Below are 13,384 nucleotides of genomic sequence, written 5' to 3' on the forward strand. Positions count from 1 at the left end.
GCCTCGGGTACGGCTACTACACCGGCGACTCAGTCGGTCGGGTCGGGCAGCACCCGCAGATGTCCGCGCCGGCGCCCGTTGGTCTCCGGCCGGCGGGCCGGCGGGGCCATCAACGCGCCGCCGTGCGCTCCGCTGACCGGGTCGCTGAACCCGGCGGTGAAGCCGTGCGCGGGTGCCACCCCGTCGCGGCCCTCGCGCACCGCGTCGGCCAGCGCGACCAGGTCGTCGTCGTCGGGGTGCGACGGCAGCGGGCCGGCGTGGCGCACCAGCTCCCACCCGCGCGGGGCGGTGATCCGGCCGGCGTGCATGACGCACAGGTCCCAGGAGTGCGGCTCAGACACGGTGGCGAGCGGGCCCACAACCGCAGTCGAGTCGGAATAGACGAAGGTGAGCGTCGCGACCGCATAGTGAGGGCACCCTGGCCGGCAGCAGCGACGGGGAACATTCACGCTCGGAAGGTTATCGTGGCTCGTCGCCGGGGTCGCGCCGGACACGCGCAGCCGGCAGGCCGCCGAAGCCCAACCGTTACGATCTTTTTCGTGACCGTGCGCAGGCATCGGGGCTCGCGGCGGGGCCGGGAGATGCGGGGACCACTGCTTCCGCCGACCGTTCCGGGCTGGCGCAGCCGCGCCGAACGCTTCGACATGGCGGTGCTGGAGGCCTACGAGCCGATCGAGCGGCGCTGGCACGACCGGGTCTCGGCGCTCGATGTCGCCGTCGACGAGATTCCGCGGATCGCCCCGAAGGACCCGGACAGCGTGCAGTGGCCACCGGAGGTGGTCGCTGACGGTCCGATTGCGCTCGCGCGTCTCATCCCGGCCGGGGTGGACGTCCGCGGCAACTCGACGCGGGCTCGAATTGTGTTGTTCCGCAAGCCGATCGAGCGACGGGCCAAAGACACCGTCGAGCTGACCGATCTGTTGCACGAACTACTGGTGGCTCAGGTGGCCACCTATCTGGGAGTGGAGCCGTCGGTCATCGATCCGACGATCGGTGACGACTAGACGATCTGTTGGGTCAGTGTCGCCGGCGAGGCCGGCGCGCGGTCAGATGATCCCGCGCTTGAGGCGACGGCGCTCGCGTTCGGACAGGCCGCCCCAGATGCCGAAGCGCTCGTCGTTCGCCAGGGCGTACTCGAGGCATTCGTCGCGCACCTCGCAGCCCTGGCAGATGCGCTTGGCCTCGCGGGTGGAGCCGCCCTTCTCGGGGAAGAACGCCTCGGGGTCGGTCTGCGCGCACAGCGCACGCTCTTGCCATTGATCTTCGGTGAGATCCGAATCTTCGGTGAAATCCTCGATCCGGTCGGGCACCACGCTCAGTTGCGGGCGTCCGTTGGTTGCAGGTGTCGGTCCGGTCTGGATGTGCGTCGCACTTCCCACCGAGCCGAGGAGCCTGATGTCGAAATGGTCCGATTCGCCGAAATCGGCCTGTTCAAATGCCATGTTTCCCCTCCTCACAGTCTCGTACAGTCTCGTAGATCCGGTTGCTGCCAGCCGACACTATTGCTCTGTGTGGCCACCCAATTCGAACAAGTGATCGAATCTCGGTCTGCGACACCGAATCCGGTGGGAAACCGCGAATGACACTGGTGTGATTACACACGCGATCACTACCTCGGTCAAGCGCTAGAACAGGAATTCATACCATTTCGTGATGACAATTCGGCGCGTCGCGCTGTGGTGTGTCTGTCACTCCCCACCCGACACGGGTCCGGACCGCACGGCCTAGTCTCGTTCCCTGTGAAGGTGACGGTTCTGGTCGGCGGCGTCGGGGGCGCACGATTCCTGCTCGGCGTGCAGCATCTCCTCGGCCTCGGCCAGTTCGGCGACAATGCTAGCGACCACGAACTGACCGCCGTCGTCAACGTCGGCGACGACGCGTGGATGTTCGGGGTGCGGATCTGCCCGGACCTCGACACCTGCATGTACACCCTCGGCGGCGGCATCGACGACGAGCGCGGCTGGGGTCATCGCAACGAGACCTGGCACGCCAAGGAGGAGCTCGCCGCCTACGGGGTGCAGCCCGACTGGTTCGGTCTGGGTGATCGCGATCTGGCCACCCATCTGGTGCGCACCCAGATGCTGCGCGCCGGCTATCCGCTCTCGGCGGTCACCGAGGCGCTGTGCCGGCGCTGGAATCCCGGCGCCCGGCTGTTGCCCGCCAGCGACGACCGCAGTGAAACGCATGTCGTGATCAGCGATCCGGAGACCGGTGAGAAGAAGGCCATCCACTTCCAGGAGTGGTGGGTGCGTTATCGGGCCCAGGTGCCGACGGAGAGCTTCGCGTTCATCGGCGCCGATCAGGCCAAGGCGGCGCCCGGGGTGACCGAGGCGATCGAGGACGCCGACGTGGTGCTGATCGCTCCGTCGAACCCGGTGGTCAGTATCGGCACCATCCTGGCCGTCGGCGGCATCCGGGCCGCGCTGCGGGCCACGTCCGCGCCGGTGATCGGCTACTCCCCCATCGTCGGCGGGAAGCCGTTGCGCGGCATGGCCGATACCTGCCTGTCGATCATGGGGGTGGCCAGCACCTCCGAAGCGGTGGCCGCGCACTACGGCGCCCGGTCGGCCACCGGCATCCTCGACGGCTGGCTGGTGCACACCGGCGACACCGCTGCCGTCGACGGGATCTCGGTGCGGTCGGCGCCGCTGTTGATGACCGAGCCGGCGGTCACCGCGCACATGGTGCGCGCCGGACTGGAGCTGGCCGGGGTCTCGTGGTGACCGATCACGGCACATCGGCCCGGTTGGAGATTCTGCCGGTCGAGGGACTGCCGGAGTTCCGGCCCGGTGACGACCTGGCGTCGGCCATCGCCGGGGCCGCGCCGTGGCTGCGCGATCACGACGTCGTCGTCGTCACCAGCAAGGTGCTGTCCAAGTGCGAGGGCCGGATGGTCGTCGCGCCGTCGGACCCCGAAGAGCGGGATGCGCTGCGGCGCAGATTGATCGACAGCGAGGCGGTCCGTGTGCTGGCCCGCAAGGGGCGCACGCTGATCACCGAGAACGCGCTGGGTCTGGTGCAGGCCGCCGCCGGGGTGGACGGATCCAACGTCGACGCCAACGAATTGGCGCTGCTGCCGGTCGATCCCGACGGCAGCGCGGCGGCGTTGGTGTCGTCTCTTCGTGAGCGACTGGGCGTACGGGTCGGCGTGGTGGTCACCGACACGATGGGCCGGGCCTGGCGCACCGGCCAGACCGACGTGGCGATCGGCGCGTCCGGGCTGACCGTGCTGCACGGCTACGCCGGCGAACACGACCAGCACGGCAACGAGTTGATCGTCACCGAGATCGCGGTGGCCGACGAGATCGCCGCGGCCGCTGATCTGGTCAAGGGCAAGCTGACCGCGGTGCCGGTGGCGGTGGTGCGCGGGCTGACGCTGCACGACGACGGATCCTCGGCGCGGTCGCTGGTGCGCGCCGGCGAGGAGGACCTGTTCTGGCTGGGCACCGAAGAGGCGCTCGCGCTGGGCCGTTCGCAGGCGCTGCTGATGCGCCGGTCGGTGCGGGCGTTCAGCGCCGAACCGGTCGCCGCAAGCGTGATCGAAGATGCGGTGGCCGAGGCGCTGACGGCCCCGGCACCGCACCACACCCGGCCGGTGCGGTTGGTGTGGGTGCAGGACTCCGCGTTACGCGTGGAGCTGCTCGATCGGATGAAGGAGCAGTGGCGTTCGGACCTGCTCGGCGACGGCCGCGATCCCGACGCCGTGTCGCGCCGGGTGTCGCGCGGGCAGATTCTCTACGACGCACCGGAGTTGGTGATCCCGTTCCTGGTGCCCGACGGGGCGCACTCCTATCCCGATGCGCGGCGCACCGCGGCCGAACACACCATGTTCACCGTCGCCGTCGGCGCCGCGGTACAGGGGCTGCTGGTGGCGCTGGCGGTGCGCGGGGTGGGCAGCTGCTGGATCGGGTCGACGATCTTCGCGCCGGAGCTGGTGCGGTCGGTGCTGGATCTGCCCGAGAACTGGGAGCCGTTGGGCGCCATCGCGATCGGACATCCTGCTGAGCCGCTGGCGCCGCGCGACCCGGCGGCCGTCGGTGATCTGCTGGTGCGGCGATGACGCTGCACGAGTCGGCAGTCGAGGTGCTGAGCGCGTGGGAACCCGCTGACCCGGCGCTGGATTCGACGCGGTATGCGCTGCTGGCGTTTCTCGATGCGCGCCCGGACGCGTGCCTGCGGTCATGCGTGCCCGGCCACATCACCGCGTCGGCGCTGGTGCTCGACCACGGCCGTCGGCATGCGCTGCTGACGCTGCACCCGCGGATCGGGCGCTGGCTGCAACTCGGCGGCCACTGCGAGCCGTCCGACGAGACCCTGGTGGCCGCGGCGCTGCGCGAAGCCACCGAGGAGTCCGGGATTGCGGGTCTGACGATCTCGCCGCTGCCGGCCGCCGTGCATGTGCATCCGGTGACCTGCTCGCTGGGCGTGCCGACGCGTCACCTCGATGTGCAGTTCGTCGCCTATGCCCCGGCCGGCGCGCAGTTCGAGCGCAGCGACGAGTCGTTGGACCTGCGCTGGTGGCCGCTCGACGCGCTGCCCGGCGAAACGGATTTCGGCCTGGCCCAGCTGGCCCGCGCCGCCTGCGCCTTGGCCGCGGAATAGCATTCCTGGCTGCGAATTCCTAGTTATCCACAGCCCTCACTGCTCACTCGCGGTGAGCGCCGAGAATCGCGGCATGCTCTCCGTATGGGGGAAGTCATCGTCGGCTCGGATGCGGTTTCAGCGGGAATTCTCACGCGCGGTCAGCTGCGCTGGAACTACCGTCAGCTCTATCCGGACGTATACATAGCCAAGGATGTCGAGCCGACGCTTGCGGTCCGTGCCAGAGGTGCATGGCTGTGGTCCAACCGCCGCGGTGTGATCACCGGCCGTGCGGCAGCCGCGATACATGGCGCGAAATGGGTCGATGCTGCCTGCCCCATCGAGATGCTCTGGTCCAACAATCGCCCACCCGACGGCATCATCACCCGCAGGGAACGCATCGCGCCTGGCGAGATCACCTATCGAGCCGGCATACCCGTGGCCACGCCCGCGCGCGCGGCCCTCGATCTGGGGCGGAAACTGAGGGGCGACAACGCCGTCGCTCACCTCGATGCACTCTCCAATGCCACCGGCGTCACGGCAACCGAGATCCTGGCGCTCGCCGAGCGATACAAGGGCACCAACGGCGTGCGCAAGTGCCGCGAGTCGGTAGACCTGATGGACGCCGGAGCCCAGTCGCCCAAAGAGACCTGGCTGCGCCTGTTGTTGATCGATGACGGCTTTCCGCGACCCGTCACTCAGATCCCGCTCATTGATCACACCGGATATAAGTTCGCCTATCTCGATATGGGGTGGCCCGAGCTCAAGATCGCTGTCGAGTACGACGGTGAACACCATCGCACCGATACCGAGCAATACCGCTCGGATGCCCGCCGGCTGCGAAAGATTCTCGCGCAGGGCTGGATCCACATCCGGGTGATCACCGGCGATCGCCGAAAAGAGATCTGCAGCCGTGTCGACGACGCGTGGCAGCTCCGCCAGAGTGAAGGCATGGTCGTAAAAATGCCCGCGTAGCGACCAGGAATGCTATTCCGCGAAGAAAGCTAGACGTCGGTCGAGAAGCGGATACCGCCGTCGGGGATCACCACGCCGGGCCAGACGCGGGCCCCACGCAGCAGCTCACAGCGGGCGCCGATCTCCGCGCCGTCGCCGATCACACCGTCGCGAATCAACGCCCGCGGCCCGATGCGCGCACCGAAGCCGATGATCGAGCGCTCGATCACCGCGCCGGCCGCCACCGTCACGCCGTCGAAGATCACCGCGCCGTCCAGCCGTGCGCCGCCGGAGATCTCGGCGCCGCGGCCGACGACGGTCCCGCCGATCAGCAGCGCACCGGGTGCCACCGACGCGCCGTCGTGCACCAGCTTCTCGCCGCGCTGATGCGTCAGCGCCGGCGAGGGCGCGATGCCGCGCACCAGATCCGCGGAGCCGCGCACGAAGTCCTCGGGCGTGCCCATGTCCCGCCAGTAGGTGGCGTCGACGTAGCCGCACACCTTGAGCCCCTCGGTGAGCAGCCGCGGGAACACCTCGCGCTCCACCGACAGCGCCCGCCCCTTCGGGATGTCCTCGATCACCGAGCGCTTGAACACATAGCAGCCGGCGTTGATCTGATCGGTCGGCGGATCCTGCGTCTTCTCCAGGAACGCCGTCACCCGGCCCTCGGAATCGGTGGGCACACAACCGAATGCGCGCGGATCGCCGACGCGCACCAGGTGCAGGGTCACATCGGCGTCGCGCTCGAAATGCGACGACAGCAACTCCGAGAGGTCGCAGCCGGACAGCACGTCGCCGTTGAACACCACCGCGGTGTCGTAGCGCAACCGGGAGGAGACGTTGGCGATGCCGCCGCCGGTGCCCAGCGGCTCGTCCTCGACGACGTACTCGATCTGCAGCCCGAACTTGGAGCCGTCCCCGAACGCGGACTCGAACACCTCGGCCTTGTAGGACGTGCCCAGGATGACGTGCTCGATGCCGGCGTCGGCGATCCGCGACAGCAGATGGGTCAGGAACGGCAGCCCGGCCGTCGGCAGCATCGGCTTGGGCGCCGACAACGTCAACGGCCGCAATCGGGTGCCCATGCCACCGACGAGGATGACTGCATCGACTTCGGCTGGATTGACCATCACCGCCGCCCTTTCCGTTGCGATCGCCGGGACTTCAACGAACTGCGCACCACCAAGCGCGACCGCGCCCCCAAGGCCCCCCGAAAAGCCCACCGTAACGGGGCCTGCCACCGTCGCGGGTACCGATCGGCCAGAAAAGTGTAGGTGCTGACGTGGTGGGCGGCCAGGTTGCGGGCCGGATCGCGGCCGGTGGAGTGCCCCTTGGCGTGCAACACCTCCGCCGAGGGCACGTAGACGTTCTGCCAGCCGGCCTTGCCCAGCCGGTCGCCGAGGTCGACGTCCTCCATGTACATGAAGTAGCGCTCGTCGAATCCGCCGATCTCGGAGAACGCGCCGCCGCGCACCAACAGGCACGACCCGGACAGCCAGCCCACGGCGCGTTCGCTGGGGTCCTCGCGCTCCTGCCGGTACACCGCGGTCCACGGGTTGGACGGCCACACCGGCCCGACGACGGCGTGCATCCCGCCGCGGATGATCGACGGCAGATGCCGCGCCGAGGGGTACACCGAGCCGTCCGGGTCGCGGATCAACGGGCCCAGCGAGCCGGCCCTCGGCCAGCGGGCCGCGGCCTCCAGCAATTGGTCGATGCTGTGCGGCCCCCACTGCACGTCGGGGTTAGCGACGACGAACATGTCCTGCGCGGTCAGGTCGTACTCGGCGACGGCCCGGTTGATCGCCGAGCCGTAGCCCAGGTTCGCGCCGGTGCGCAGCAGCCGCACGTTGTCGTAGCGCGTGACGGCTTCCTCCGGCGCGCCGTCGGTCGACCCGTTGTCGGCCATGATCACCGTCACCGGCCGCTCGGTGGCATGCGACAGCGACGCCAGGAACCGATCCAGATGCGGTCCGGGCGAATACGTCACCGTCACGACAAAGAGTTCGTCGCTCACCGGCGCGCTGCCCATCTCACGGCCTAGAGGGTAGCGGCCAGCGCGGCGGTCAACGCCTCGCGCCATGGCCGCAGCGGGGTCAGCCCCGCCGCGGCGGACTTCTCGGCTGCCAGCGCCGAGTACGCCGGGCGCGGCGCGGGCCGCGGATGCGCGTCGCTGCCGACGGGCCGCACCCGCGCCGGATCGGCACCGAGCTCGGCGAACACCGCCTGTGCCTGGTCGAAGCGGCTGACGGCGCCGACGTTGGCGGCGTGCAGCAGCGGCGCGCGGACACCGTCGGCGATCTGCAGCAGCGCCGCGCACAGGTCACCGACGTAGGTGGGTGAGCCGATCTGGTCGGCGACGACGTCGACGGTGCCGTCCCCGAGCGCGGCGCGGCGCATCGCGGCGGCGAAGTCGCTGCCGTCGTGGCCTTCGTAGATCCAGGCGGTGCGCACCACGGTCGCGTCGGGCAGCGCGGCGTGCACGGCCTGTTCGCCGGCGAGCTTGGTGCGGCCGTAGACGCTGAGCGGCCCGGTGGCGTCATCGATGTCGTAGGGGCGCCGCAGCGCGCCGTCGAACACGTAGTCGGTGGACAAGTGGATCAGCGCCGCGCCGGCGCGGGCACACACCTGCGCGACGTTGCCGGCGCCGACGGCATTGACCAGGTGTGCGCGGTCGGGGTCGGCTTCGGCGGCGTCGACCTTGGTGTAGGCGGCGCAGTTGACGACGACGTCGCCGGCCCGCACCACGGACTCGCCCGCGGCCGGGTCGGTGATGTCCCACTGCGCAGAGGTGAGCGTCACCACATCGCGGCCCTGCTGTGCGGCCTGACCTGCCAACACGCGTCCTACCAGGCCGGCCGCGCCGGTGATCACGATTCGGGCGCTCACGTCACGATATTGGCACGCCGGTCTCAGCTCCCCCGCATCGAGGCCGTTCGCAGATAGCCTGAACTAATGCCTGCTGCTCCCCTGACCCGTGTCGTCTCGGCGGTGGTGGCGTTGACGGTGGTGATCGGCACCGGGGTGGCGTGGAGCAAAGTCCGCTCCTTCGAGTCCGGTATCAACCACATCAGTTCGGTCGCGCTGGGCGACGGCGGCGAGGACGGCGCGGTCGACGTGCTGCTGGTCGGCATGGACAGCCGCACCGACGCGCACGGCAACCCGCTCAGCCAGGAAGAACTGGCCACGCTGCGCGCCGGCAACGACGTCTCGACCAGCACCGACACCATCATCCTGGTGCGCATCCCGAACAACGGGCGCTCGGCCACAGCCATCTCGATCCCGCGCGACTCCTATGTCGAGGCGCCCGGGCTGGGCAAGATGAAGATCAACGGCGTGTACGGCGATGTGCATCTGGCCACGATGAAGGAGCTCGTCGAGCAGCAGGGCGAGGACCCAACGGTCGCGCAGCAGGAGGCCGCCGAAGCCGGCCGCGAGGAGCTGATCAAGACTGTCGCCAACCTGACCGGGGTGACCGTCGACCACTACGCCGAGATCGGGCTGCTCGGCTTCGCGTTGATCACCGACGCGCTCGGCGGGGTCAATGTGTGCCTCAAAGATGCGGTCTACGAACCGCTTTCGGGGGCGGACTTCCCGGCCGGGTGGCAGAAGCTGAACGGGCCGCAGGCGCTGAGTTTCGTGCGGCAGCGCCACGACCTGCCGCGCGGCGACCTGGACCGGGTGACGCGTCAGCAGGCGTTCATGGCTTCGCTTGCCCACGAGGTGATTTCGAGCAAGACGCTGTCCAGTCCGGCGACGCTGAACCGGCTCGAGGACGCGGTGCAGCGCTCGGTGGTGCTCTCCGACGGTTGGGACATCATGGATTTCGCCGAGCAGCTGCAGAAGCTCGCCGGCGGCAACGTGGCGTTCGCGACCATTCCGATCGTCGAGGAAGCAGGCTGGAGCGACGACGGCATGCAGAGCGTGGTGCGCGTCGACCCCAGCGAGGTGCGCTCCTGGGTCGACGGCCTGCTGCACGAGCAGGAGCAGGGCAACACCGAAGAGGTCACCTACAGCCCCGACAAGACCACCGTCGAGGTGCTCAACGACACCGACATCAACGGCCTGGCCGCTGCGGTGTCGCATGTGGTGACCAGCAAGGGCTTCAAGCCCGGACCGGTCGGCAACAACGAGGGCGACAAGGTGATGACGACACAGGTGCAGGCCGCCAAGGCCGACGACCTGGGCGCGCAGGCGGTCGCCACCGAACTCGGCGGCCTCAAGATCGTCGAGAACAGCGCGGTGCCCGAGGGCGCGGTGCGGGTGATCCTGGCCGACGACTACACCGGTCCCGGCTCGGGTCTGGACGGCACCGACGTGATGCTCTCGGCGCCGGTGACCGCGCAGGCCGGCGGCGAGGCGCTGCCGGCGGCGTCGCCGATCATCACCGCCGGCTCCGACGATCCCGAGTGCGTGAACTGACGTGACCAACGTCAGTTCGGCCATTCTCGATCCGCTGCTGGCCACCAACCCCGCGGGCCCGCGGATCACCTACTACGACGACGCGACCGGTGAGCGCATCGAGTGCTCGACGGCGACGCTGGCCAACTGGGCGGCCAAGACCGCCAATTTGCTGCGCGACGAGCTGGGCGCCGGGGCCGGCAGCCGGGTCGCCGTACTGCTGCCGGCGCACTGGCAGACCGCGGCGGTGCTGTTCGGGGTGTGGTGGATCGGCGCCGAGGTCGTGTTGAGCGGCGATGCCGACGTGGCGCTGTGCACGGCGGACCGGCTCGGCGAGGCGGACGCGGCGGTCGGCATGGGCGAGGTCGCGGTGTTGTCGCTGGACCCGTTCGGCAAGCCGGCGCCGGATCTGCCGGTCGGCGTGACCGATTACGCGACGGCGGTGCGGGTGCACGGGGATCAGATCGTGCCGGAGACAGTGCCGGGTCCGGCGTTGGAGGGCCGCTCGGCCGACGACGTCCTTGCCGCGGCGCGGGCGTCGGCGGACGCGCAGGGCTTCACGGCGAGCGACCGGGTGCTGTCGACCCGGGCCTGGGACAGCGCCGACGACATCGTCGAACGGCTACTCGCGGTATACATAATTGGTGCGTCACTCGTGCAAGTGGCGAACTCTGACACCTCGTTGCTGGAGCGTCGGCGCGAAACGGAAAGATTGACTAAAACGTTACCGTGACCTTATCGTTTCCGTAGCCACACACTGTTCTCAGGATCGACGCCCACACTCGTACATGCCGGTTTGTGCAGTTTTGGCAAAGCTGGACCCTTTGAGAGACGCAGAGGGCCACGCCTGCGAGGAGGGCGCTGATGGATTCGACCATCACGGCAGTCGCCGTCGTCATCGTCCTTGCTGTCTGGCACGCCCATAACCGCCGCCACCCCGGCTGGCGGGCCAGCTCCGACGGTCGATTCAACATCTACTGCGGCTATGCGCTGGTCGCGATCGCGACGTACTGGCTGCACACCGCTCCTACGGCGACCGGCTGGGAATGGGCCGTCGGCAATCTGTGGGCGCTGGGCGCGATGCTGGCGTTCGTCACCGGGTTCGGCGCGCTGAACCGGGTGACGGCAGAGCACGCCCTCTCGGCTCAGCTGCTGGAATCCCTCGAAGGGTCGACCACTAACCTCTAGGCGTGTCTGCACCGCTGGATGTCGATCAGTTGCGCGCGTCGGTCTCTGGGACAGGATGGCGCCGCGTCGACGTTGTCGAGGAGACCGGGTCGACCAACGCCGACTTGGTGGCGCGCGCTGCGTCGGAGGACATCGCCGGGGCGGTGCTGCTGGCCGAACACCAGCGCGCGGGACGCGGACGCCATGGCCGCAGCTGGTCGGCGCCGCCGCGGTCGCAGATCGCGATGTCGTTCGGCGTCGACACCGCCGGGGTGTCCCCGGATGCGTGGGGCTGGCTGCCGCTGATCACCGGTCTGGCCGTTGTCGAGTCGGTGCGTGAGCTAGGTGTCGACGCGGGGCTGAAGTGGCCCAACGATGTGCTGGTCGGTGACGGCAAGCTGGCCGGCATCCTGGCTGAGGTGGCCGGCACCGTGGTGGTGGTCGGCGTGGGGCTCAACGTCAGCCTCACCGAGGATGCGCTGCCCGACCCGCGGGCGGTGTCGCTGACGATGCTCGGGGTCTCGGTGGACCGCACCGTGCTCACCGGGCGTCTGCTCGTGGCGCTGGACCGGCTGGTGCAGCGCTGGCGGCGCTCGGACCCTGCCCTGGCCGACGACTACCGCCGGGTCAGCACGACCATCGGCTCGCAGGTGCGGGCACATCTGCCCGGCGACTCCGACATCGTCGGTACCGCAACGGGAATCGACGCGAGTGGCCGACTGCTGATCGACTCCGACGAGACGACGGCGACGGTCTCAGCCGGCGACATCACCCATCTGCGCTGACTCTTTCTGCCCGCGAAAGTGCCCCGCGGAATAGCACTCCCGGTCGTGATTCGTCGCTCGCAGCGACCATGAGCTCACTCTCGCGGTCGATCCGGGCCGGCGCGCCGGCAGAGCGCGAATTTTGGCCGCGCGAAGGTGCACCCACGGTAGTCAGCCATGAACGGCGACTACCGTGGGTGCACTCTCGCGAACCCCCGCCTACTTCAGCAGGGCGCGGCTCATCACCACGCGCTGAATCTGGTTGGTGCCCTCGTAGATCTGGGTGATCTTGGCGTCGCGCATCATCCGCTCGACCGGGAAGTCGACCGTGTAGCCGGCACCGCCGAACAGCTGCACCGCGTCGGTGGTGACCTCCATGGCCACATCCGAGGCCAGGCACTTCGACGCCGCGGAGATGAAGCCGAGATTGCCCTCGCCCCGCTCGGCGCGTGCGGCCGCGCTGTAGACCATCAGCCGGGCGGACTCGACCTTCATCGCCATGTCGGCGAGCATGAACTGCACGGCCTGGTTGTCGGCGACCGGCCGGCCGAACTGCTTGCGGTCCTTGGTGTATTCGATAGCCGCGTCCAGCGCGCCCTGCGCGATGCCGACGGCCTGCGCGCCGATGGTCGGGCGGGTGTGGTCCAGCGTCGCCAGCGCGGTCTTGAAGCCGGTGCCCGGGTCGCCGATGATCCGGTCGCCCGGGATGCGGCAGTTCTCGAAGTACAGCTCGGTGGTCGGTGAGCCCTTGATGCCGAGCTTCTTCTCCTTGGGCCCGATCGAGAAGCCCTCGTCGTCGATGTGCACCATGAACGCCGAGATGCCGTTGGCGCCCTTGTCCGGGTCGGTGACCGCCATCACCGTGTACCACGACGACTTGCCGCCGTTCGTGATCCAGCACTTGGCGCCGTTGAGGATCCAGTCGTCGCCGTCGGCCTTGGCGCGGGTGCGCATGGCGGCTGCGTCGCTGCCGGCCTCCCGCTCGGAGAGCGCGTAGGACGCCATCGCCTCACCGGATGCGATGCCGGGCAGCACCTTCTGCTTCAGCTCGTCGGAGCCGCGCAGGATCAGCCCCATCGTGCCCAGCTTGTTGACCGCCGGGATCAGCGAGGCCGACGCGTCCACTCGGGCGACCTCTTCGATCACGATGCACGCCGCGACCGAGTCCGCGCCCTGACCGCCGTACTCCTCGGGTACGTGGACGGCGTTGAAGCCCGAGGACACCAGCGCGTCGAGCGCCTCCTGGGGGAAGCGCGAGTTCTCGTCGACGTCGGCGGCGTGCGGCGCGATCTCCTTCTCACACAGCGCGCGGATCGCCTCTCGCAGCTCCTGATGTTCCTCAGGCAGCTGGAACAGATCGAACGACGGATTTCCAGCCCAACTGGCCATTGTCATCTCCTTGCTACTCGCCGGTAACTTTAGCCTGTATGCGCTGTGACGCGAAGTCCGGTCCCGCCCCGCTTCTCAGGTAAACCTCAGCGGGAGACTGGGTTGCCTCTCACCTTCGATGGGTACTT

15 protein-coding genes are annotated in these 13,384 nt (G+C 69.0%); 9 read left to right on the forward strand and 6 right to left on the reverse strand.

Translation table 11 applies throughout. From position 1 onward, the window contains the following. Window positions 1-29: 29 nt before the first annotated feature. Window positions 30-449 (reverse strand): DUF3499 domain-containing protein, encoded by a 420-nt coding sequence (locus tag G6N31_RS13840; RefSeq protein ID WP_098005167.1) that lies wholly within the window; start codon window positions 447-449, stop codon window positions 30-32. A 132-nt stretch (window positions 450-581) separates the two neighbouring features. On the opposite strand from G6N31_RS13840, the gene G6N31_RS13845 reads away from it, so the two are divergent. Beyond that, window positions 582-1,004 carry a metallopeptidase family protein gene (locus tag G6N31_RS13845; protein WP_098005142.1) on the forward strand — a complete coding sequence of 141 codons (423 nt, stop codon included), beginning with the start codon at window positions 582-584 and terminating at the stop codon, window positions 1,002-1,004. Window positions 1,005-1,046: 42 nt separating this feature from the next. Here G6N31_RS13845 and G6N31_RS13850 read toward each other — a convergent pair whose 3' ends face one another. Continuing rightward, window positions 1,047-1,313, reverse strand: coding sequence for a WhiB family transcriptional regulator (locus tag G6N31_RS13850; RefSeq protein WP_179964339.1), 267 nt, complete (start codon window positions 1,311-1,313; stop codon window positions 1,047-1,049). Between the two features lie 426 nt (window positions 1,314-1,739). Here G6N31_RS13850 and cofD point away from each other — a divergent pair, with 426 nt between their 5' ends. The 4 genes from cofD (at window position 1,740) to G6N31_RS13870 (ending at window position 5,556) form a co-directional block, all read left to right on the forward strand. Next, complete coding sequence (gene cofD / locus G6N31_RS13855) at window positions 1,740-2,723, forward strand: 2-phospho-L-lactate transferase (protein WP_098005140.1); 984 nt, start codon at window positions 1,740-1,742, stop codon at window positions 2,721-2,723. Next, entirely contained in the window at window positions 2,720-4,060 is a 1,341-nt protein-coding gene (locus G6N31_RS13860) for a coenzyme F420-0:L-glutamate ligase (protein ID WP_098005166.1), read from the forward strand. Before cofD ends, G6N31_RS13860 begins: the two co-directional genes overlap by 4 nt. Then, window positions 4,057-4,602 carry an NUDIX hydrolase gene (locus G6N31_RS13865; RefSeq protein ID WP_098005139.1) on the forward strand — a complete coding sequence of 182 codons (546 nt, stop codon included), beginning with the start codon at window positions 4,057-4,059 and terminating at the stop codon, window positions 4,600-4,602. The genes G6N31_RS13860 and G6N31_RS13865 overlap by 4 nt, the downstream gene beginning before the upstream one ends. Window positions 4,603-4,686: 84 nt before the next feature. After that, window positions 4,687-5,556 (forward strand): type IV toxin-antitoxin system AbiEi family antitoxin, encoded by an 870-nt coding sequence (locus tag G6N31_RS13870; RefSeq protein WP_098005138.1) that lies wholly within the window; start codon window positions 4,687-4,689, stop codon window positions 5,554-5,556. Window positions 5,557-5,585: 29 nt separating this feature from the next. Here G6N31_RS13870 and manB read toward each other — a convergent pair whose 3' ends face one another. The 3 genes from manB to rfbD are packed head-to-tail and all read right to left on the reverse strand — an operon-like array spanning window position 5,586 to window position 8,424. Next, window positions 5,586-6,665, reverse strand: a complete 1,080-nt coding sequence (manB, locus tag G6N31_RS13875; protein ID WP_098005137.1) for a mannose-1-phosphate guanylyltransferase ManB — start codon at window positions 6,663-6,665, stop codon at window positions 5,586-5,588. Then, window positions 6,665-7,552: a glycosyltransferase family 2 protein gene (locus G6N31_RS13880; RefSeq protein WP_098005165.1), complete on the reverse strand. Its 888-nt coding sequence runs from the start codon at window positions 7,550-7,552 to the stop codon at window positions 6,665-6,667. The genes manB and G6N31_RS13880 overlap by 1 nt, the downstream gene beginning before the upstream one ends. Window positions 7,553-7,575: 23 nt before the next feature. After that, window positions 7,576-8,424, reverse strand: coding sequence for a dTDP-4-dehydrorhamnose reductase (gene rfbD, locus G6N31_RS13885; RefSeq protein WP_098005136.1), 849 nt, complete (start codon window positions 8,422-8,424; stop codon window positions 7,576-7,578). Window positions 8,425-8,490: 66 nt separating this feature from the next. On the opposite strand from rfbD, the gene G6N31_RS13890 reads away from it, so the two are divergent. The 4 genes from G6N31_RS13890 (at window position 8,491) to G6N31_RS13905 (ending at window position 11,888) form a co-directional block, all read left to right on the forward strand. Next, window positions 8,491-9,957 carry an LCP family protein gene (locus G6N31_RS13890; protein WP_098005135.1) on the forward strand — a complete coding sequence of 489 codons (1,467 nt, stop codon included), beginning with the start codon at window positions 8,491-8,493 and terminating at the stop codon, window positions 9,955-9,957. A gap of 1 nt (window position 9,958) precedes the next feature. Further along, entirely contained in the window at window positions 9,959-10,669 is a 711-nt protein-coding gene (locus G6N31_RS13895) for a TIGR03089 family protein (protein WP_098005134.1), read from the forward strand. Window positions 10,670-10,800: 131 nt separating this feature from the next. Then, entirely contained in the window at window positions 10,801-11,124 is a 324-nt protein-coding gene (locus G6N31_RS13900; RefSeq protein ID WP_098005133.1) for a hypothetical protein, read from the forward strand. 2 nt (window positions 11,125-11,126) lie between these two features. Beyond that, window positions 11,127-11,888, forward strand: coding sequence for a biotin--[acetyl-CoA-carboxylase] ligase (locus G6N31_RS13905; protein ID WP_098005132.1), 762 nt, complete (start codon window positions 11,127-11,129; stop codon window positions 11,886-11,888). A gap of 198 nt (window positions 11,889-12,086) precedes the next feature. Here G6N31_RS13905 and G6N31_RS13910 read toward each other — a convergent pair whose 3' ends face one another. After that, window positions 12,087-13,256, reverse strand: coding sequence for an acyl-CoA dehydrogenase (locus G6N31_RS13910; protein ID WP_098005131.1), 1,170 nt, complete (start codon window positions 13,254-13,256; stop codon window positions 12,087-12,089). Window positions 13,257-13,384: the final 128 nt, after the last annotated feature.

Origin of the sequence: Mycolicibacterium duvalii (assembly GCF_010726645.1) — a bacterium.
GTDB lineage: Bacteria > Actinomycetota > Actinomycetes > Mycobacteriales > Mycobacteriaceae > Mycobacterium > Mycobacterium duvalii.